Here is a 20424-nt window from a genome sequence, read left to right as displayed (position 1 = left end):
CTCAAACTGCGCAGCGTCGGAGTGCCTGTGGACGCTGCGGCACTGCCCGCGGTCACCTCGGTTCTCGGCGCCGACGAGCCCGCGTTCCCCTCGGTGTGGCAGGCGGTTCGGGACCGCCGCCCCATCAGCTTCGACTACCGCAAACCCGGAGAGGACACGCCACAACGCCGGGAGCTTGAACCGTGGGGGGTCGCCAACGTCGCCGGACACTGGTATGTCGCCGGCTACGACCGGGACCGCCGTGCCCGCCGCGTCTTCCGTCTCAGCCGGATCGTCGGCGACGTGCAGATCCACACCAGCGCTCCCCCGGTGCAAGTGCCGAAGGATGTGGACGTGCGTTCCCTGATCAACGCGCGCCCGCCCGAACCCGAGCAGGTAGCAGTGCTGGAGGCGCGCACCGACGCCGCCCACGCGCTGCGCCGCGCCGCCCGGCGCATCGTCGCGGGGGAGCGCACCGGCGGCACCGGATGGGACGTGGTGGAGTACCCGTACGTCGACGAAGCCGACTTGGCTGCGCGGGTCGCCGAATACGGCGAGCACGTGGTGGTACGCGAACCGGAACAGGCCCGGAAAGCCGTGGTCGCCCACCTGCGCGCCGTCGTAGCTGCACCCGTCGCGGCCGCGACAGACGAAGACCCGCCCGCGCCACTCCCTGGCACGCCGCGTCCCCCCGCGTCGCGTCGAGCCGGAACCTCCACTGAGCAGTTGCGCCGCCTGCTCATGCTGGTGCCCTACGCCCTCAGCCACGACGTGCGGGTCAGCGAGGTCGCCGCCCACTTCGGACTCACCGAAAAACAGGTGCTCAAAGACCTGAGCCTGCTGTGGATGTGCGGGCTACCCGGCTACACCCCTGGCGATCTCATCGACGTGGACGTGGAGGCTGCCGCCGAAACCGGGGAGATCATCATCTCCAACGCGGACACCCTAGCCGCCCCCCTGCGGCTGACCGCGGACGAGGCAGCCAGCCTCGTCGTCGGGCTGCGCCTGCTCCGTGACCTGCCCGGCGTGGACAGTGTCGCGCTCGCCCGGGTGGAGCAGAAGCTCCGCGACGTGGCGGGCGCTGCCGGCCAGCTCGCCGACGCTGTCGACGTGCGCGTGGACGACAACCCGGAGGTCGCCGAGCTGCGGCACCGCATCGGCAAAGCCTTGGAGTCCGGTAGCCGAGTCCACCTGCGCTACCTGTCCGGCTATGCCGACCGGGTCAGCGAACGCGAAGTCGACCCGATGCGGCTGGTCGTGCAGGACGGGCACTACTTTTTGGAAGGGTGGTGTCGCCTCCGCCGCGACGTGCGGCTGTTCCGCCTGGACCGGATTCTCGAACTGGACGTGCTGCCGGTGGCTGCCGAAGTGCCCGCCGGGGTACGCAGCCGCGACCTGAGCAGCGGGGTGCTGCAGCGCTCCGCCGACGATGCTTTTGTCACATTCGAACTGGAGCCTGCGGCGCGCTGGGTCACTGAAGAGTACGTCTGCTCCGAGGTGCAGGAACTGCCCGGAGGACGGGTGCGCGCCACACTGCGCACGCCGGAGCCCGGCTGGGCGGTGCGGCTGGCGCTGCGGCTGGGCGCTACCGGGCGTCTGGTCGCCCCCGGGGAGCTCGCGGCACGGGTCCGGGAGCTGGCTGAACGGGCGCTGCAGCGGTATGCGGAGGAAAGACCCGACGTTCCCCAGCGCTGAGGGTGGTGTTACGCCCTGGATTGAGTAGGCTCAAGACGTGCTGTGGACCGTTGCCGTGCTCATCGTTGCGGCCGGGGCGCTCGCTGCAGGGGCGTGCGCGGTGCAATCGTGCACGGGTGCCCAGGAGTTAGCGAACGAACTCCGCGTCGCTCACGCGGCGGTAGGGAAGCGATGGGACCTGCTGCGCGCGGCGGTCCGCGAGACCAGCCACCACCCACCCGCCGGACGGGTGGCCAGACCAGGACGTACCATCGGTGGCGCAGGCAGTGCCGGACAGAGAGGCTGACACAACCATGAGCATCGGGCCCAGAGAAATCCTCATCCTGCTGGTAATCGCGCTGCTGCTCTTCGGCGCGAAGAGGCTGCCCGAGCTGGCGCGCTCCTTGGGCCGCAGCGCTCGCATCCTGCGCGCGGAAGCCAAAGGGCTGAGCGAGGAAGACACTACTTCCCAGCAGACCGCAGACCAGACCCACCAGGCCGAGGCCCGCACGGAGCAGCCCGGCACCCAGCAGCAGTCGGGCAGCTACCCGCAGCTTCCGCCAGGTCAGCGGATCGTGGACAACTCCGGGGAACGCATCCAGCGCCCCTACGGGACCTGAGCCGCGAGGGGCGAACCAGCGAAGTCGCGTGACCACCCGTGGGGACGGGGGAGGCACGCGGTCGGTACCGGGTGAGGCGGAGAACACGTACAGCGATGAGGACACGACGGCAGCGGAAGGCGAACCCTGAGGCGCGCATGCCGCTGATGGAGCACCTGCGTGAACTGCGGGACCGGCTGCTCAGATCGATGCTGTCCATCGGCGTCGGCCTCGTGGTCGGCTTTCTCGTCTTCGACCCGGTGTGGGAATTCCTGCAGCAGCCTTTCTGCTCGCTCTCCGCCGAGGTGCGCGGCAGCGACCACTGCGGGTTGAACTTCACCGGCATCTTCGACGGGTTCAACCTGCGCTTCAAAGTCGCTGTCATCGTCGGCCTGCTGGTCTCCAGCCCGGTGTGGCTGTACCAACTGTGGGCGTTCGTCGCGCCCGCGCTACGCGGCAAGGAGAAGCGCTACACCTACCTGTTCGTGGGGTTCGCGGTCCCGCTGTTCTTCTCGGGCACGGTGCTGGCCTACTACGTCACCGCCAAGGGCATGGAGATCATGTTCTCCCTGGCCCCCGAGGGTGCGACCGCGCTGATCACCCTCGACAACTACCTCAACTACATGATCATGATGTTGGCGGTGTTCGGCGCTGCCTTCGTCCTGCCGCTCATCGTGGTGCTGCTCAACTTCATGGGGGTGCTGTCCCACCGCATCATCGGCAAGTGGCGGTCCATCATCATCTTCCTGATCTTCCTGTTTGCCGCCGTTGCTACTCCCGGTGGGGACCCGTTCACTATGCTGGCCCTGGGAATTCCGATGGTGGCGCTGTTTGAAACAGCGGAACTGATCGCTTTCATCAACGACCGGCGCCGCAGCAGGAACCGTGATCCGTTGGCAGAGCTTGACGACGACGAGATCTCCCCGCTCAATGACTTTGACAGCACGACCGAAAGCACGTCGAACCGCTAGCATCCCGCGCCGGTCGTGAGATCCGGACACCATTCACGGGAGAGCCCCATGGACGAACAGCACACTTCCGCCACGCCCCGCAGCGACCTTCCGCCTGAGGCTCGCGGAAACGAGAAATGGCACGACACCAGCAACGTGGTGTGGATGCGGTCCTCGCTGTCGCGGGACGACTCCGAAGCGATCGTGGAGGTCGCGAAATTCGACGACGGCTACCGGGCGATCCGCGACGGGAAGAACCCGGACAAAGGCATCCTGTTCTTCACTCCTGAAGAGTGGGAAGCGTTCGTGCTCGGCGCTAAGGACGGCGAGTTCGACATCCCTGAGGAGTACCTGACCCCCGAGGAGATCGCGATCCAGCGCGGCGAAGTCCCGGTGACCGCGGTGCCTTCCCCGCTGAACAAGCAGACCGCTCCATCCACTGAGTCCGACTAGGCCAGGCCCGGCCTGCGCCGCAACCCCCTCCATCCCCCGTGCCGACTGTCACCCTGCTGGTCAACCCCGCTTCCGGGCGCCGCCGAGCCGCCGTCGTCGCGTCCGCGCTGCGTGAGCGGCTGCGTGCGCGGGGCGCCCAGGTGCGCCTGCTCATGGGAGAGTCAGCCGGGGACAGTGCCCGGCTCGTCGACCAGCTCGTCGCGCAGCGCCCCGACGTGCTCGTCACCGTCGGCGGGGACGGCCTGGTCCACTTGGCGTTGCAAGCCGTGGTCGGCACCGACATCCCGCTGGGTGTGGTGGGTGCGGGCACTGGGAACGATATCGCCCGCGAACTGGGGCTGCCCCGCGCACCTGATGCGGCCGCCCAGGCTATCCTGGCCGGGCACACACGGCAGGTGGACACGGTACATGTGGCGGGCCGCCACTATCTGAGTGTGCTCGCCTGCGGATTCGACTCCCGCGTCAACGAGCGGGTCAACCGTTTCCGGAGGAGCCTCGGCCGTCTCGACTACGTGGCCGGGGTCCTCGCCGAGCTCGGCGCGTTCACCCCGCTCGACTACACCGTCGACGTCGACGGGCAGCGCGTACAGACCACGGGAATGCTCGTGGCAGTGGCCAACACCCGCTGCTACGGCGGCGGCATGCTGATCTGCCCCCAGGCCCGGCCCGACGATGGGCTGCTCGACGTGATCGTGGTCCGCGAGGTGGGCCGGCTCCGCTTCCTCCGCCTGTTTCCTCGCGTCTTCACCGGATCCCACCTGGAGTTGCCCGAGGTTACCGTGCTGCGGGGCCGACATGTCTCCCTCAGCGTGGCCGGCGACGTCGTCGCCCACGCCGACGGGGAACGTCTCGCCGCGCCCCCGCTGGTCTGCGAGGTCCGCCCCGGCTCGGTGCGCATGGTGACCGACCACTGAACCGATAAGACCGGTCTTGCCTGGTATGGCCATCGGCCAGCCACGGTGAGTAAAAGAACACGACGCGTTGCCCCTCCCACCCTCTAGGCTGACCAGTATGAGCACTTATGCCGCCCGCTACGCCGAGTTCCGCAGGCGACAAAAGGAGTCCAGCCCCACCATCGAGGAGTTCCAGAATCTCTACGGGTTCGACTTCGACGACTTCCAGATCCGGGCCTGCAAAGCCTTGGAGACGGGGCATGGGGTGCTGGTCGCCGCACCCACCGGTTCCGGAAAGACCGTCGTGGGAGAGTTCGCTGTCCACCTGGCGCTGCGTGACGGTCGCAAGTGCTTCTACACCACCCCGATCAAGGCGCTGTCCAACCAGAAGTACACCGACCTGGTGCGCCGGTACGGCTCCGACAAGGTGGGGCTGCTCACCGGGGACAACAGCATCAACGGTGAGGCGCCTGTCGTGGTGATGACCACCGAGGTGCTGCGCAACATGCTGTACGCGGGCTCCGCCACACTGTCGGGCCTGGCGTACGTGGTCATGGACGAGGTGCACTACCTGGCTGACCGGTTCCGCGGCGCGGTGTGGGAAGAAGTCATCATTCACCTGCCCGAATCCGTGCAGATCGCGGCGTTGAGCGCCACGGTCAGCAACGCCGAGGAGTTCGGCCAGTGGCTCCAGCAGGTGCGCGGCGACACGTCGGTGATCGTGGACGAGAAACGCCCCGTGCCGCTGTGGCAGCACATGATGGTGGGCACCCGCATCCACGACCTGTTCGTGGAACCGGAGGGCACCGACACCGGGCAGGAAGAGGAGAAGAACGGACGCGGCTCCCGGAAACGCCGCCGGTCCCGGCATGCCCGGCAGCGCACCGTGGAGATCGAGGTCGGCGGGGAACGGCTCCACGTCAACCCGAAACTCATCCGGTTCGCCGAAGAGGACGCCCGCCTCACCCAACTGGCCTACCAGCGCCGCCACCCGCAGGCGCGGGCCCGCGGCGGTGCTCCCCGGCCGCGGAGCAGGTTCGCGCCGCCCACTCGGGCACAGATCGTCGAACAGCTCGACCGCGAAGGCCTGCTGCCCGCCATCACGTTCATCTTCAGCCGGGCGGGCTGCGATGAGGCGGTGCGCCAGTGCGTGGCCAGCGGGCTGGTGCTGACCACCCCGGAGGAAGCAGCAGAGATCCGCGAGTACGCGGAACGGCAGTGCGCCGAGATCCCTCCGGCGGATCTCAACGTGCTCGGCTACTCCGAGTGGCTGCAGGCATTGGAGTGCGGGATCGCCGCCCACCACGCCGGGATGCTGCCCACCTTCAAAGAAGTGGTGGAAGTGTTGTTCTCCCGCGGCCTGATCCGCGCCGTGTTCGCCACGGAGACACTGGCGCTGGGCATCAACATGCCCGCCCGCACTGTCGTCATCGAAAAGCTCGACAAGTGGAACGGGGAGACGCACGTCGCCCTCACCCCTGGCGAGTACACCCAGCTCACCGGCCGTGCGGGACGCCGGGGCATCGACGTGGAGGGGCATGCGGTCGTGGTGTGGCAGCCAGGCACCGACCCGGAGATGGTCGCCGGGCTGGCGGGCACCCGCACCTATCCGCTCAACTCCAGCTTCCAGCCGTCCTACAACATGGCGGTCAACCTGGTCGCGCAGGTCGGTCGGGAACGCGGCCGGGCCATGCTGGAGTCCTCCTTCGCCCAATTCCAGGCGGACCGTTCCGTGGTGGGTCTGGTGCGGAAGCTCCGCGCCCAGCAGGAGGCGCTGGAAGGCTACGCCAAAGCCGCCTACGACCCGCGCGGCGACTTCATGGAGTACGCGGCGATGCGCCGCCGGCTCTCCGACTTGGAGAGCGCCGCGCAACGCAACCGGCGCACGGCACGCCGCAAGGAAGCGGAACGCAGCCTGCGTGCGCTCCGCACCGGCGACATCATCCGTATCCCGTCGGGACGCCACGCCGGCTACGCCGTCGTGCTGGACCCAGGGCTGGACAAGGGCCCGCTGCCTGTCCCGCTCGTGCTGACCGTGAACCGCCAGGTGAAACGGGTCAGCGCCAACGACTTCCCGATCCCGGTGGAGCCGACAGGGCGGCTGCGGATACCGAAGTCGTTCTCTGCGCGTTCCGCGCAGGCGCGCCGCGACCTGGCGTCAGCGCTCCGCAGCAAACTGGAGACTCTTCCCACGGCTCCGATCCGGCACCGGGTGCGCGACGGGGCCCCAGAGGACCCGGAGATCGCGGAGTTGCGTGCTCGCATCCGAGAGCACCCTTGCCACCACAGCGAAGGCCGGGAGGACCGGGCCCGCTGGGCGGAACGCTACTTCCGGTTGAAGAAGGAGACCGAGGAACTGGAGCGCCGTATCGAAAGCCGCTCCCACGTCATCGCCCGCACGTTCGACCGGGTCTGCGGAGTGCTGCAGGAACTGGACTACTTGGAGGGCGACACCGTCACCGAGGACGGGCGGCTGCTCAGCCGCATCTACTCGGAGCTGGACCTGCTGGCAGCCGAGTCGCTGCGGCGCGGCGTGTGGGATGCGCTGGGGCCGGAGGAGCTGGCCGCCTGCGTGTCCGCGCTGGTGTACGAGTCGCGGCGGCCTGACGAGGTGTTCGCCCGCGTGCCGTCCGGCCCTGTCGAGGAGGCGCTGAACGCCATGATGCGGCTGTGGGGCGAGCTGAGCGATATCGAACACCGGCACCGCGTGTCCTTCCTGCGGGAACCGGATCTGGGCTTCGTCTGGCCCACCTACCGGTGGGCGCGCGGCGACCAGTTGGATCACATCCTCAACGAGGCGGGGATGCCGGCGGGCGACTTCGTACGCTCCACGAAGCAGCTCATCGACCTGCTGGGGCAGATCGCCCAGGCCGTGCCGGAGGACAGCGGGGTGCGCACCACGGCGCGGCAGGCCGCCGACAAGCTGATGCGCGGCGTGGTCGCCTACACCTCGGTGGGCTGACACCGCCACTGCCGCGGCAGCCCGCGGGCAGTATCCCGAGCCGCAGACCGTCCTTCTAAGCCACGGGGGATGCCGGTGCACCGGTTCCGGCATCCCCGTGGTGTGCTGCCGACCAGCCGGGAAGGGGCGCCACACCGGCCCGGGCGCGGTCAAGCGGGCAGGTGCTGCGGGAACACAGCGACAGACTCCGCTTTTCGGGTCATCTGCCGCCGTGGGGTATGACCGTTGCCTTTTTCCTGGCGCCGTGCGTCACCGGCGAAACCCCCCAGGTCTGCACGTTCCAGCGCGATGGGGGCAGAGGAAGGGGCAGGGGCCGGCGCATGCCTCATGCTGTCCTCCCTGCAAGGGAGAGATTTCCGTATAACGTTTGACCGGCTCCGGTGGGTCTCGCTGTGGATATGCGGCTGAGGCGACTAAAAACCACGGTCAGGACCAGAAACGACAAAGGACGGGGGCCTGAACTGATGCCGGGGCGGACACTCTTGGTGACCAACGACTTTCCACCGCGCCAGGGCGGAATCGAGACGTTCTGCTATGAACTGGCCGTCCGCCTGGCCTGCCACGGTGGCGTGGTCGTCTACACCTCCACGTCGCCGGGGGACGGCGATTTCGACGCGCGGCTGGATTTTCCCGTAGTCCGGGACCGCGCCACCACGCTGCTTCCCACGCCGCGGGTGGCTGCCCGGGCCGCCGCGCTGCTACGGGAGTACGCCTGCGACCGGGTGCTGTTCGGGGCGGCCGCCCCGCTGGGCTTAGCAGCCCGCCGCCTGCGCGCGGCCGGAGCCCGCCGGATTGTCGCCATGACGCACGGACACGAAGTGTGGTGGGCGCGGCTGCCGGGTTCGCGGGCGCTGCTGCGCCGTATCGGACGGCATGTCGATGCCCTCACCTACCTGGGCCGGTTCACCCGGTCCGCGTTGGAGCGCGCGTTAGCCCCCGCGGACCGGGAGAAACTGGTCCGGCTTGTGCCCGGGGTGGACCCTGACCTGTTCCACCCGGACGTGGACGGCTCCGGGGTGCGGGGCCGCTACGGGCTGGGGGACGCGCCGGTCGTGTTGTGTGTGGCGCGTCTCGTACCGCGCAAAGGCGTGGACACCCTGATCAGAGCGCTGCCGCAGATCCGGGAACGGGTTCCGGACGCTCGGCTGCTGGTCGTGGGGAAAGGACCGGATGAGCGGCGTCTGCACACGCTCGCGGAACGGGCGGGGGTGGCCGAGGCCGTCGTCTTCACGGGCGGCCGCCCGCACGCGGAGCTGCCCGCGTTCTTCGCTGCCGCCGACGTGTTCGCTATGCCCTCGCGGACCCGGCGGTTCGGCTTGGAAGCGGAAGGGCTCGGCATCGTCTACCTGGAAGCTGCTGCGAGCGGACTCCCGGTGCTGGTCGGCGCATCAGGGGGAGCGCCCGACACCGTGCAGCACGGCGACACCGGGTTCGTGGTCGACGGCCGGAATCCCGCGGCGGTCGCCGAGCATGCCGCAGCTCTGCTGGCTGACCCGGAGACCGCGCAGACGATGGGTAAACGCGGCCGGGAGTGGGTGCTGGCCGAGTGGACGTGGCAGGCGTCGGCGGAGCGAATGCTGGCGCTGCTGGACTGAGCTGCGGCCGCACCGGGCTGCAAGCAGTCGGGGCGCCCCGGCAAGGGACGCCCCGAAGTGTGGACGATGAACGCTCCGTCGACTAGACGCCGGCCGCGGTGTTGGCGGGGTGGCCGATGGCCAGACCGCTGGACGGGTCGAAGTAGTGCAGGCGGCGGGTGTCCACGGTCAAGGAGATCGGGTGGCCGGGGCGGACCGAGCTGCGCGGGTTGACTCGGGCGGTGAAGAAGGTCTTGTTCTCACCGGCCAGCGGCAGCGCCGCGTCGTCGCTGTCCCCGTTGCCGGCGGCCCCGGCAGCCAGCGCGGCCGTGGCTTCGTGCTGCACCGGCGGGGCGTCCACCGCGAAGATCACGTTGATCTCGGTGCCGAGCTCCTCGGTGACGTTGGCGGTCACGTTGATGGTGCTGCCGCGGTGGGAAGCGAAGTTGGCGTCGTCGAAGTCGGACGGGCGGATGCCCAGGATGATCTCGCGGCCGAAGTACTTCTCCAGGCCGGGGTGCTCGCGCAGGCTCTCTTCGCTGACGTGCAGCACGTGCTCGGCGAAGCGCAGCGCGGCGCCGCCGTTCTCCGCCTCGATGCGGGCGTTGACGAAGTTCATCGCGGGCGAGCCGATGAACCCGGCGACGAACAGGTTGACCGGGTGGTCGAAGAGGTTCTTGGGCGTGTCGACCTGCTGCAGCTTGCCGTCCTTGAGGACCGCCACCCGGTCGCCCAGGGTCATCGCCTCGACCTGGTCGTGGGTGACGTAGACGGTGGTGACGCCCAGCCGCTCGTGGAGCTGGTGCAGGGAGGCGCGCATCTGCACGCGCAGCTTGGCGTCCAGGTTGGACAGCGGCTCGTCCATGAGGAACGCCTGCGGTTCACGGACGATGGCCCGGCCCATCGCCACACGCTGGCGCTGACCACCGGAGAGCGCGGCCGGCTTGCGCTTGAGGTAGGGCTCCAGACCGAGCATGGCCGCGGCTTCCTTGACCCGGCGCTCGATCTCAGCCTTGGGGGTCTTGCGCAGCTTCAGACCGAACGCCAGGTTCTGCTCCACCGTCATGTGCGGGTAGAGGGCGTAGTTCTGGAAGACCATGGCGATGTCGCGGCTCTTCGGCGGGAGGTCGTTGACGACCTTGCCGCCGATGGTGAGGGTGCCCGCGGTGATCTCCTCCAGGCCGGCGATCATCCGCAGCGCGGTCGACTTGCCGCATCCGGACGGACCGACGAGCACCATGAACTCGCCGTCCTTGATCTCGAGGTTGAGGTTGTCCACGGCTTTGACGCCGCCGCTGTAGACCTTGTCGACGCCGCTGAGGACGATCTCGGCCATGAGTGCACAGCTCCTTCGTCTCTGACCGATGACGGATCGGTATGTCACTCAGATCGAACACCAGAGTGATCGATTTGTCTACCTATCCGCAAAAATTGATCGATTCTCTGATCGAATTGATCGATTTTTTCGGGACGGTGAGGACTGGCATCAGCAGCGGCATTGCGTTAGCCTGACACGCGCCGTCAACCAGACCACGGCGTCACAGCCGTGCGCTGTTTCCGCCCTCGTGCGGCCGACACACGGACGCACGCGGTGGTGGACCAGCGCGAGAGTCTGGGTAGGCTGGCGGCCAGTCCAGCGCTGGACGGACCGGCTCGCGGCCTGGGCACTCGTGCGTTAAACGCCGCGCCATGTACCAGGTTCGGCGCACGGCGTGGGAGGACCAGTACACCGCAGCCGGGCGGGGGGTTGGACCCGGAAAAGGCCCGAACATCCAGTAGACAACGGTCTCCGAGCTCGCCGCCTACGGGACGGAACCGGTCCGAAGGGTGGGCGGGCCTTTCTCCGCACCCCCGCAGTCCCGCGCGTTCCCCTCGCCCGCCACCACCCCGTAGGCTTGGCGCGTGACCCTGCTTCTTCGCGCACTGGCTGCTGCACTGTCCGGGCTGGCCCAGCTGGCCGCCCTAGAACCGTACGGCCTGTGGCCTCTCGCGGTTCTCAGCCCGGCACTGCTGCTAGCCGCGGTCTACGGGGTGGACCTCCGGCGGGCTGCCTGGCTGGGCGCGCTGTCCGGGGCCTCCCTCATGGTCCCGCTCGTCCACTGGCAGAAAGTCTTCGGCATCGACGTCTGGCTGGTCATCGCCGCCGCGGAAACCGTCTACTTCATCCCCATGGCGATGGGGATCGCCTTGGTGGCGCGGCTGCCCGGCTGGCCGCTGTGGACCGCGGCACTGTGGGTGGTCCAGGAGTTTGTCCGCGCACGCTTCCCGCTCGGCGGCTTCCCCTGGGGCAAGCTGGCGTTCAGCCAGCCAGACAGCCCGTTCGCGGGCTATGCCGCCCTCGGCTCCTCCGCACTGGTCACCTTCATGGTCGCGCTGACCGGTGCGGCACTCGTCGCGGCAGCCCGCGCCTTGAAAGGGGTCTACTGCCAACCGGGAGCACGCCAACCGCTGCTCGCCCTCACCGGCGGACTCACCGCGATCGTGCTCCTCCCTCTGGGAGGCACCCTGGCCCTGCACGCCACCGCTCTGGACGAGGAGCGCACCGTGACCGTCGCCCTCGTCCAAGGCAACGTGCCCAACGTGGGCGAGATGAACATCCTCGGCGAACGGATGCAGGTGCTGCGCAACCACGTGGACGGCGTGCATGAACTGGCACGGCTGGTCCGCGAAGGCGAAGTGCCCCAGCCCGAGATGGTCATCCTCCCGGAAAACGCCAGCGACATCGACGCCTACGCCGACCCGTACGCCGCCTCCCTCATCTCCGAGGCCGCCGCGGACATCGGGGCGCCGCTGCTGTTCGGCATCACCCGCTACAGCCCCGACGGCACCGAACGCGAGATCCGCAGCGTGGTGTGGCACCCGCACACCGGACCCGGCGACCACTACACCAAGCGCTACCTGGTGCCTTTCGGGGAGTATGTGCCCTTCCGCGACGTGTTCGCCACCGTCATCTCCCGCCTGGAACAGGTGAGCAGCGACGCCGTCCCCGGCACCGAGCCGGGGGCGGTGGAACTGAACGGCACCACGGTCGCGGTAGCCATCTGCTTCGATATCGCTTTCGACCGCCCAGTGCGCGAAGCCGTCGCGGAAGGCGGGCAGATCATCGTGGAGCCCACCAACAACGCGAACTACAACTTCACCGGGCAGTCCGACCAGCAGCTGGCCATCACCCGGCTGCGTGCGGTCGAGCACGGCAGGCCCGCTGTCATCGCCGCCACGAGCGGGATCAGCGCCGTGGTCGACGCCCGCGGACAGGTGCTCTACCGCTCACCCGAAGCGGAACCCGCCGTCCACGTCGCGGAGATTCCCGCGATGCGCGGACTGACCCCGGCAACCCGGCTCGGCGCGCTTCCCGAGCTTGCGCTGACCCTCGCCGGGCTGGGCGCGGTCGTCGCTGCCCTCGTCCGTGCCCGCCGCACAGCGGGGAGTGCGCTGCGGACCGGGCAGCTGGACCAGCAGAAGACCGAACCGTCCCCCACCGGCTGATCTGGAGGCCGGGACGGTGGCCTGCTGCGTCCCGCCCGACCGCCCTGCCGCGCGGGTTCTTCCCGCGCGGATTCCCCGCAGGGGGAACGCATCGCGGGAATGCCGCGTTGAAAAGAAGAGAGTGGTATCCGGCGTGGAATGGGGCACTATGCCGCTGTTGACCGTGCTCGCGCTCATGGCGCTGCCGTTGGTGGAGATCGGGCTGATCGTCCTCGTAGCCGGCCAGATCGGCGTGGCCTGGACGATCGTGGCACTGGGCGCGTTGAGTCTCACCGGCGTGCTGGTGGTGCGCCGAGCCGGACGCGGCGCCTACCTCGACGCCCAGCAGGCGCTGCGCACCGGGGTGCCGCCCCGCGCTGACCTGGTGGACACTCTGATGCTGCTGGCTGGCGGCGCCCTTCTCATCCTCCCCGGGTTCCTCACCGGGATCCTGGGTGCGCTCCTCGCCCTTCCCGTGACCCGCCCGCTGCTCCGCGGAGCCGTCAACCGCTGGTTCCAGCGGCGCGTGGAGCGGATGCGCGCCCGCATGGAAGCAGACCTGCTCACCTTGCAGGATTACGTCTCCGGCGCATCCCCCGCGGGCGGTGACCCGCGGCCCGGTGCCGGCCGCATCATTCAGGGCCGCATCATCTACGACGAACCCGACCCGGGGAACAGCCCGGGGGACAGCGCCCCGCCCGCCCTCCGCTAAGCCCCCGCTTCCGCCCGTCCAGGGCCGCGGGCCGCCGTCGCACTCTGCCGGACCCCGGGAAGCCGAGACGGCGAAACCCTGCCGCGATCCCCTGTCTCCCCCCGCCAAAGACGCATAGACTCCGGTCGCGGGCCGCCCTCGTGACCTCTTGGACACGATCCGCGATACCGGTCCGGCGCCGGGACACCTGGAGCGGGGCCACCAGAGAGGGAACCGGCCTGCTGCAAACGGCACCAGCCACGGTTCACCGGACGCCGCCACCGCGTCGCGCGGCCCACCGTACAGGCCACCAATGGGACAATCGGTACGTGATGCAAGAATCCGGTTACAACTATCTGATGGACATGGACGGGGTGCTCGTCCGGGAAGAGCACCTTGTCCCCGGGGCTGACCAGTTCGTCGCGGAACTGCGCGCCAACGGCACCCGCTTCATGGTGTTGACCAACAATTCCATCTACACTCCTCGGGATTTGCGGGCGCGGCTGCTGCGCAGCGGACTGGACATCCCCGAGGAGTCCATCTGGACCTCGGCGCTGGCCACGGCCCGCTTCCTGCAGGAGCAGCGGCCCGGCGGCTCCGCGTACGTGATCGGGGAGTCAGGACTGACCACCGCGTTGCACAACGCCGGATACGTCCTCACCGACAGCGACCCCGACTACGTGGTGCTGGGGGAGACCCGCACCTACAGCTTCGAAGCGATCACCCGCGCCATCCGGCTGGTGGAGAACGGTGCCCGGTTCATCGCCACCAACCCGGACGAGAAGGGTCCCAGCCGTGAAGGGTCGCTTCCGGCGACCGGGGCAGTGGCCGCACTCATCGAGAAGGCCACCGGGCGCTCGCCCTACTACGTGGGCAAGCCCAACCCGCTGATGATGCGCTCGGCGCTGCGCACCCTGGGAGCGCACTCGGAGAACACGGTGATGATCGGTGACCGAATGGACACCGACGTGCGCTCCGGACTGGAAGCAGGAATGAAGACCATCCTCGTCTTGACGGGGATCTCCGACGCGTCCACCGCAGAGCGCTTCCCCTACCGCCCCACCGCCGTCTTCGGGTCGATCGCCGAACTGGTGGGCCGCAGCCACGATCCGTTCACCACGCCGACTTCCGCTGACTGAGCACCGCGGAAATGACAAAAGGCGGTCCAGGACGCTCCTGGACCGCCCTTCGTCTGCCCTCAGGCGCTTCGCCGCTCCTGAGACAGAGAACGCATCTGCTTCTGCTCTTCGCGGCGCCGAGCGCGGAGTACTTCCAGCCGCTCCGCCAAGACCTCTTCCAGGTCTTCCAGGCTGCGCCGCTCCAGCAGCATGTCCCAGTGGGTCCGTGCAGGTTTGGTCTTCTTCTCTTCTGCCGGTTTCTTCTCGCCGTTGACCACTAGAGCGTTCTCACCGCAGAAGCGGCACTCCCAGGTCACCGGGACTTCCGCTTCCGAGGCAAAAGTGACGGCGAAGCGATGGCCCCGAGGGCAGGTGTAGGTGACCTCCTGGCGCGGAGCCAGGTCGGTATTGCGGTCGTTTTCGTAGCTAATCGCCCCAAGTCGGGTTCCGCGAAGTGCTCGCTCGGCCATCGTATGGGTGCCTCCAGGCGCTCTTGCGGTCTCATGGGTATGAACGCAGTGGTCGGTCTCAAGATTCCCCGGACGGTGAGTACCCAACCGTGCGACAATGCCCCGCCTTCACAGCAGCCCCACAGCCGGGACCGCTGACCTCCGCATTGTGGACGCCCGCCCTTGCGGCACGGACACGGAATCTGCCCAGCTCAAAGGAGCTTTAGGGAAACTTTGCGCGGGATGTTCCGGGCAGCGGGACGCGCAGACGCAGCATCAGGACCCGGGAGCCCGCTGGACCGGACCCGGTTGCTGGGCGTGCAGCCCAGGCACACCAGGATTGCAGCCCTTGAGCATGGTGTCCTGAAAAGCGGACCGGCTGCGTCCGCGTTAGGCGGATCTTCCGTACCCGCCACCCAGGTTCGCCCGCCGGGTGCTCGGCGGCGCTCAGCCACGCCGCGCATACCCTCCTCACCGCTGGACGGGCGGGGAAGGCCCCCGCCTCCAGCGGACCGGACCGGGCGAAACAGGAAACGACCCAAGTGGTGCGCCTACCGCGCAGGCTGAATCCCGGCCTCCAGACCGGGGAGCACGGCACCCCGGACAAGCGTCCGGACTGCGGCGAGGGGAGAAGGCGAGCCCACGGCCCGCCTTCCTCCCCGGGCGCGGCAGACGCGCCGCGCAGCTGAGACCCGCTCAGAGTTTTTCGGGGACCCGGTTCCCCACGGCACGGATCGCCTGGGGAAGGTTGACGGCCAGCAGCAGCACGAAACCGAGCGCGAAGAACACGATGAGCGACAGGATCGCCAGCCGGTAGTCGCCTCCCGTGGTGTCCAACACCACACCGAGCACGAGCGCCCCCAGGAACGCCGAGCCTTTGTCGCTGATCTCATAGAGGCCGAAGTACTCCGCCTCCTTGCCCTTGGGAATGAGCAGGGAGAACAGGGACCGCGACAGCGCCTGGGTGCCGCCCAGCACGATCGCAATGAAGAAGCCCAGCGCGAAGAACTGCACGGCCGCGCCTTCCTGCAGCAGGGGAGCCACCGCGACCACCGCGGTCCACACCACGAGGCTGCCCAGGATGGTCTTCTTCGTGCCGACCCGTCGGGCGATCGCGCCGAGCAGCAGCGCTCCGCCGAATGCGACGAACTGCACCATGAGAATGGTGCCGATCTGCACGCTCTGGTCCAGTTTCAACGCCTGGTCGGCGAAGGTCGCCGAGAAGGCGATGACGGTCTGGATCCCGTCGTTGAACATGATGTAGGCGACCAGGAACAGCAGGGTGCGGGGGTAGGCGCGCAGACTGGTGATGGTGTGCCACAGTTGCGCGAAGCTGCGGCCCACAGCGATCCGCTGTGCCGGGACCTCCAGCGACCCGGCGCGCCGGTTGCGGAGCCGTGCCACCGGAATGATGGTGAAGATCGCCCACCATACGCCCGCCGACATCATGCAGATCCGCACCGCGTGGCCTTCTTCCAAGCCGAAGCTCTCATGGCTGAGGAAGAGGGCCAGGTTCAGGGTGAGCAGCAGGGCCCCGCCCAGGTAGCCCATCGCCCAGCCTCGGGAGGAGACAGTGTCGCGCTCCTCTTCCGAGGCGATGTCGGGCAGGAACGAGTTGGCGACCACGATAGAAGCCCCGAACGCGACATTGGCCACGACGAACAGGGCTGCACCGAGCAGGTAGCGGTCGTCCGCCGCGAAGTACAGGCCCATGGTGGCGAACGCACCGAGGTAGGCGGTCACACCCAGCAGTTCCCGTTTGCGTCCGCTGGTGTCGACCACCGCGCCGAGCACGGGCAGCAGCACCAGTTGGATCAGCACGGACAGGGACGTGGCATAGGGGTAGAGGGAAGCGGGCGTGATCATCCAGCCGAACACGCTGATCTTGCCGTCAGGACCGGCAGCCCCGGAGGCGAGCGCAGTCAGGTAAGGGCCGAGGAAGACCGTGATCACAGTGGTGTTGAACACCGACTGCGCCCAGTCGTACATGTACCAGGCCCGCCGTTCTTTACGGAGCAGCCTGGCTTCAGCGTCGGAACTGGAAGGGGTGGGCACGGACGCCGGGAGGGAAGTAGACACGGCGATGCTTCTCTCGTGTGGGGGATGGGGTCACAACACCAGCGGCCACCAGGCCGCCGAAGTCAGGAAGTGGATGTCGCGGGCCACAGCCCGCGGTCGACGAGGATGCGCCGCAGGGCGGTGACGTTGTCAGTGATAATGCCATCCACTCCCGCGTCCAGGAGGCGTTCCATCAGAAAAGGATCGTTGATGGTCCACACGTGGACGTGGATGCCGAGACGGTGTGCGGCTGCGACCAGGTCCCGGGTGACCAGAGGAAACCCCTGGTAGTGCACGGGGATCTGCACGCAGGAAACGTCGCGGCGGGCCAGCGGCAGCAGCAGCGGCAGGAGGGAGGCGGCCCGCAGCCGCAGCACGTCCACCGGACCGCTGGACAGGGCTACCCGCCGGTCGAAGGTGCGGCGCACCCGTTCGAGCCGCGCCTGGCTGAAGGAGCCCACGCACACCCGGTGCCAGGCGTTGGTGCGGCGCAGGGCCTGGCGCAGCGGTTCGACGGCCGAGTCGGCTTTGACGTCGATGTTGAACCGGGCATCAGGCAGTGAGCCCAGCAGGTCTTCCAGCAGCGGGATCGGTTCGCTGCCGCCGACCCGCGCCCGGGCTACTTCAGCGTAGGGCAGTGTGGCGATCGCGCCGGAACGATCCGTGACCCGGTCCAGCACGGGGTCGTGGAAAGCCACGAGGACCCCGTCAGCAGTCGCCCGCACATCGGTTTCCAGATAGCGGTATCCCAAGCGCACCGCGTGTTCGAACGCGGCCGCGGTGTTCTCCAGATCGGTACGGACCTGCCCGCGCTGATCAATAAGCCAGCCGCCCCGGTGGGCGAGGCCGATGGGGACGGGACTGGCGAGGTACACATCACTCACGCGACCAGTATGGCGAGCACCGGATAACAGGAGGGGTACAGAAAACAGCAGATCGTGAAGCACTGGTCGATATGCGGACCAACAGGAAAGGTGCGCGGGAAAACTCGGATCTGATGGTCGAGAAGGCCGCGGAGCGACTCTGGAACGGGTGACGGATTCCGGAAATCCAGCCGTTCCGAAGGAGGCGCTATGACGACCGCTGCGGACGCCCACCGTTATGTGCGCCACACTCGACGCATCCCCCCGTGCCCGGCCCGCCGCCGGATCCGGCCAGAGGAAGACTGGCCGCACTTCACCCAGCTCGTCGCCGAAGTGCTCGCCGGCCACCGCAACCCTGACCACTTGCGGTGGGGGCTTTCCGAGGACGCCTACCGGAGCTTGCAGGGGCAAGCCGGCTGTTTCGCGATGCGGCAGCGGCCACGGCTGCGCCACGTGTGGATGGAGGCCTACGAGCCGGGAGTCACCGAGATCAACGGGGTTGTCCGTTACGGGGAGCGGCGCCACGCGCTGGCGCTTCGGGTGATCCACGCCGACTACCGTTGGCTGTGTACCGATATTGAGACCGCGAGTCGGTAAGACCGCGAGGAGAACCGAGCCGGACGCGGAACAGCCCGGCAGGTGCCGGGGAGGGCCGCGTTCGGCTCGCCCAGAGCAGGCTCCCGGTTTCGTTACTATCGCAGAAGTCGGGATGGCATGGTGCACAGCGGAGGTCAATGTGGGCCCCTTGGAGAACGGCGACCCGGAACGGATCGGCCGCTACAGGCTGATCGGGCGACTGGGTGCCGGGGGTATGGGTCAGGTGTACTTCGGTCGCTCTGCGGCAGGGCGACCGGTGGCTGTGAAACGGATCCACCCGCATATGGCCGCCGACCAGTCGTTCCGGGAGCGGTTCGCTCGCGAGGTCACGGCTGCGCGCCGGGTCAGCGGAGCGTTCACCGCCCCGGTGATCGACGCCGATCCTGACGGTGAGGTGCCCTGGCTGGTCACCGCCTATGTCCCGTCGCTGCCGTTGGACCGGGCAGTGCGGGAGCACGGCCCGCTGCCGGAGCCGAGCTTGCGCGTGCTGGCGGCCGGCTTGGCCGAAGCGCTCACCGAGATCCACCGTGTCGGACTGATCCACCGCGACCTGAAACCCGGCAACGTGCTGTTGGCGGAGGACGGGCCGCGGGTGATCGACTTCGGTATCGCTCGGGCCACTGAAGGCACTGCTGCCACCCAGTCGATCATCGGAACCCCCGGGTTCATGTCGCCCGAGCAGGTCCAGGGCGCTCCGCTCACCCCGAAGAGCGACATGTTCGCCTACGGCGCGGTACTGGTGTACGCGGCTAGCGGCGTGGGCCCGTTCGGTGAGGGCGCGATGCCCACCATGGTGATGCGGGTTTTGCAGCACGAACCGGACCTGTCGGGGGTGCCGGAGAGCCTGCGCGGCCTGGTTGCAGCCTGTCTGGCCAAGGACGAGCGGAATCGCCCCAGCCCGGGGGACGTGCTGGACGCGCTCGGCGACGTGCCGGTCGGTTCGTCGTGGCTGCCTCCGGTCTTCATGCGCGGCATCCAGGACCAGGTTGCCCGGATGAACGCGGCGCTCAGCGGGGCACCCGCCACTGAGGGGGATGCGACCGCCGTGCTGGGGACGCAGAGCGGGGGGTATGCCGCTACCGAAGTGCTGGGGGATCACCAGGCGACGCGGGCGATCGCTACTCCCCCGGGGGCCGACCCCCACCAGCCGACGTCGGTGCTCAACACGGGAACCGGGCCGGGAGGCGGGACTCCGCCTACGGCGGTGTACGGACAGAACACCGGGGGACAGACCCCGCCGACCGCGGTGTACGGACAGAACACCGGGGGACAGACTCCGCCGACCGCGGTGTACGGGCAGAACACCGGGGGACAGACTCCGCCGACCGCGGTGTACGGGCAGAACACCGGGGGACAGACTCCGCCGACCGCGGTGTACGGACAGAACACGGGCGGGCAGACCCCGCCGACCGCGGCAATGCCGCCTGCGACCCCGCCCACCCCGCCGTCCCGCGACGCCGCCTACGCCGACCTGTACCGGGACTCGCCCGCAGCAGAACGGCGACGCCGGGAACAGGAGGAGTTGCGCCGCCGCGCCGAGGAACGGGAACGGCAACGCTATGAAGAGCAGCGCCGCCGCGCCCAAGAAATAGAACGGCAGCGCTACGAAGAGCGGCGCCGCTACGAGGAGGAGCTCGCCCGAGCCCGGCGGCGCGCCGAACGCGCCCGCTACGCCGAGCAGCCGAGCCTGTGGAGCTTCGTGAAACTGCTCCCCCTGCTGATCATCCCGATCATCCAGATTCCCCTCGGCTGGGGCGCATCAATCGCCTGGGAGTGGTTCGCCACCACCGAGCTGTACACCGGTGACGGCTGGTACTACCCTGGACTGCTCACCATCGACGGTTTCTTCCAAGCGCTCTACCTGGGGTACTTCCTGCTCAACAACGTGGTGTCGCTGGAGTACCTGGTCCGCTGCCTGCGCTCCGGGTCGGTGACCGGGGTGATGCTCGCCCTGGCCGCCGCTGTGGGCACGAACTGCGCACTGTGGTACTTCGGGTTCTTCGGCTAGACGGGGCCGCGCATCGGTAGACGGTCTTCCACACTCCGGGGCGGCCAGAGCGCATCCGGCAAAGGATGACCGCTCTCACCTCGCGTTTCTC

General features: G+C 68.5%; 16 protein-coding genes. 12 read left to right on the top strand and 4 right to left on the bottom strand.

Annotated features, from left to right (window positions below):
* From TF1_RS05165 to TF1_RS05135, 7 genes are all read left to right on the top strand, one after another.
* Positions 1 to 1674, top strand: a 1674-nt coding sequence (locus tag TF1_RS05165) for a helix-turn-helix transcriptional regulator (protein WP_061783697.1), incomplete at its 5' end; no start/stop codon positions are given.
* Positions 1675 to 1967: 293 nt separating this feature from the next.
* Positions 1968 to 2273, top strand: a complete 306-nt coding sequence (gene tatA / locus TF1_RS05160) for a Sec-independent protein translocase subunit TatA (RefSeq protein WP_011292195.1) — start codon at positions 1968 to 1970, stop codon at positions 2271 to 2273.
* 137 nt (positions 2274 to 2410) lie between these two features.
* Complete coding sequence (tatC, locus tag TF1_RS05155; protein ID WP_016188819.1) at positions 2411 to 3223, top strand: twin-arginine translocase subunit TatC; 813 nt, start codon at positions 2411 to 2413, stop codon at positions 3221 to 3223.
* Positions 3224 to 3271: 48 nt separating this feature from the next.
* Positions 3272 to 3655 carry a DUF397 domain-containing protein gene (locus TF1_RS05150; protein WP_061783695.1) on the top strand — a complete coding sequence of 128 codons (384 nt, stop codon included), beginning with the start codon at positions 3272 to 3274 and terminating at the stop codon, positions 3653 to 3655.
* A 38-nt stretch (positions 3656 to 3693) separates the two neighbouring features.
* Positions 3694 to 4569 carry a diacylglycerol/lipid kinase family protein gene (locus tag TF1_RS05145; RefSeq protein ID WP_011292192.1) on the top strand — a complete coding sequence of 292 codons (876 nt, stop codon included), beginning with the start codon at positions 3694 to 3696 and terminating at the stop codon, positions 4567 to 4569.
* 97 nt (positions 4570 to 4666) lie between these two features.
* Positions 4667 to 7510, top strand: a complete 2844-nt coding sequence (locus tag TF1_RS05140; protein WP_061783694.1) for a DEAD/DEAH box helicase — start codon at positions 4667 to 4669, stop codon at positions 7508 to 7510.
* Between the two features lie 464 nt (positions 7511 to 7974).
* A complete protein-coding gene (locus TF1_RS05135) occupies positions 7975 to 9105 on the top strand; it encodes a glycosyltransferase family 4 protein (protein ID WP_041428078.1) in 1131 nt (376 codons plus the stop codon).
* A gap of 82 nt (positions 9106 to 9187) precedes the next feature.
* Here TF1_RS05135 and TF1_RS05130 read toward each other — a convergent pair whose 3' ends face one another.
* The gene (locus TF1_RS05130; protein ID WP_011292189.1) at positions 9188 to 10420 is read right to left on the bottom strand and encodes an ABC transporter ATP-binding protein; all 1233 of its coding nucleotides are present in this window, start codon (positions 10418 to 10420) and stop codon (positions 9188 to 9190) included.
* Between the two features lie 566 nt (positions 10421 to 10986).
* Here TF1_RS05130 and lnt point away from each other — a divergent pair.
* From lnt to TF1_RS05115, 3 genes are all read left to right on the top strand, one after another.
* Positions 10987 to 12570: an apolipoprotein N-acyltransferase gene (lnt, locus tag TF1_RS05125; RefSeq protein WP_011292188.1), complete on the top strand. Its 1584-nt coding sequence runs from the start codon at positions 10987 to 10989 to the stop codon at positions 12568 to 12570.
* A 148-nt stretch (positions 12571 to 12718) separates the two neighbouring features.
* A complete protein-coding gene (locus TF1_RS05120) occupies positions 12719 to 13261 on the top strand; it encodes an FxsA family protein (protein WP_016188816.1) in 543 nt (180 codons plus the stop codon).
* 338 nt (positions 13262 to 13599) lie between these two features.
* Positions 13600 to 14379: an HAD-IIA family hydrolase gene (locus TF1_RS05115; RefSeq protein ID WP_038043809.1), complete on the top strand. Its 780-nt coding sequence runs from the start codon at positions 13600 to 13602 to the stop codon at positions 14377 to 14379.
* Between the two features lie 59 nt (positions 14380 to 14438).
* Here TF1_RS05115 and TF1_RS05110 read toward each other — a convergent pair whose 3' ends face one another.
* From TF1_RS05110 to TF1_RS05100, 3 genes are all read right to left on the bottom strand, one after another.
* The gene (locus TF1_RS05110; RefSeq protein ID WP_011292185.1) at positions 14439 to 14828 is read right to left on the bottom strand and encodes an RNA polymerase-binding protein RbpA; all 390 of its coding nucleotides are present in this window, start codon (positions 14826 to 14828) and stop codon (positions 14439 to 14441) included.
* Between the two features lie 675 nt (positions 14829 to 15503).
* Positions 15504 to 16886: an MFS transporter gene (locus TF1_RS05105; RefSeq protein WP_061783693.1), complete on the bottom strand. Its 1383-nt coding sequence runs from the start codon at positions 16884 to 16886 to the stop codon at positions 15504 to 15506.
* Between the two features lie 62 nt (positions 16887 to 16948).
* Complete coding sequence (locus tag TF1_RS05100) at positions 16949 to 17740, bottom strand: glycerophosphodiester phosphodiesterase (RefSeq protein ID WP_011292183.1); 792 nt, start codon at positions 17738 to 17740, stop codon at positions 16949 to 16951.
* A 198-nt stretch (positions 17741 to 17938) separates the two neighbouring features.
* Here TF1_RS05100 and TF1_RS05095 point away from each other — a divergent pair, with 198 nt between their 5' ends.
* Both TF1_RS05095 and TF1_RS05090 read left to right on the top strand, forming a co-directional pair.
* Positions 17939 to 18325, top strand: a complete 387-nt coding sequence (locus TF1_RS05095) for an Rv3235 family protein (RefSeq protein ID WP_049754951.1) — start codon at positions 17939 to 17941, stop codon at positions 18323 to 18325.
* Between the two features lie 112 nt (positions 18326 to 18437).
* Positions 18438 to 20333 (top strand): serine/threonine protein kinase, encoded by a 1896-nt coding sequence (locus tag TF1_RS05090; protein WP_255266143.1) that lies wholly within the window; start codon positions 18438 to 18440, stop codon positions 20331 to 20333.
* Positions 20334 to 20424 lie beyond the last annotated feature (91 nt).

The sequence above is a fragment of the Thermobifida fusca NBRC 14071 = JCM 3263 genome, from assembly GCF_001592045.1.
GTDB classification, from domain to species: Bacteria; Actinomycetota; Actinomycetes; order Streptosporangiales; family Streptosporangiaceae; genus Thermobifida; species Thermobifida fusca.
The sequence above is the reverse complement of the archived record's forward strand: the minus strand, read 5'-3'. Positions and strand labels throughout refer to the sequence as shown.

What these genes read in the sequence shown, in the direction of transcription:
- tatA (WP_011292195.1), top strand. Translation starts at nt 1,968, where the DNA reads ATGAGCATCGGGCCCAGAGAAATCCTCATCCTGCTGGTAATCGCGCTG.
- tatC (WP_016188819.1), top strand. Translation starts at nt 2,411, where the DNA reads ATGCCGCTGATGGAGCACCTGCGTGAACTGCGGGACCGGCTGCTCAGA.
- TF1_RS05150 (WP_061783695.1), top strand. Translation starts at nt 3,272, where the DNA reads ATGGACGAACAGCACACTTCCGCCACGCCCCGCAGCGACCTTCCGCCT.
- TF1_RS05140 (WP_061783694.1), top strand. Translation starts at nt 4,667, where the DNA reads ATGAGCACTTATGCCGCCCGCTACGCCGAGTTCCGCAGGCGACAAAAG.
- TF1_RS05135 (WP_041428078.1), top strand. Translation starts at nt 7,975, where the DNA reads ATGCCGGGGCGGACACTCTTGGTGACCAACGACTTTCCACCGCGCCAG.
- TF1_RS05130 (WP_011292189.1), bottom strand. Translation starts at nt 10,420, where the DNA reads ATGGCCGAGATCGTCCTCAGCGGCGTCGACAAGGTCTACAGCGGCGGC.
- TF1_RS05120 (WP_016188816.1), top strand. Translation starts at nt 12,719, where the DNA reads ATGCCGCTGTTGACCGTGCTCGCGCTCATGGCGCTGCCGTTGGTGGAG.
- TF1_RS05115 (WP_038043809.1), top strand. Translation starts at nt 13,600, where the DNA reads ATGGACATGGACGGGGTGCTCGTCCGGGAAGAGCACCTTGTCCCCGGG.
- TF1_RS05110 (WP_011292185.1), bottom strand. Translation starts at nt 14,828, where the DNA reads ATGGCCGAGCGAGCACTTCGCGGAACCCGACTTGGGGCGATTAGCTAC.
- TF1_RS05095 (WP_049754951.1), top strand. Translation starts at nt 17,939, where the DNA reads ATGACGACCGCTGCGGACGCCCACCGTTATGTGCGCCACACTCGACGC.
- TF1_RS05090 (WP_255266143.1), top strand. Translation starts at nt 18,438, where the DNA reads ATGGCATGGTGCACAGCGGAGGTCAATGTGGGCCCCTTGGAGAACGGC.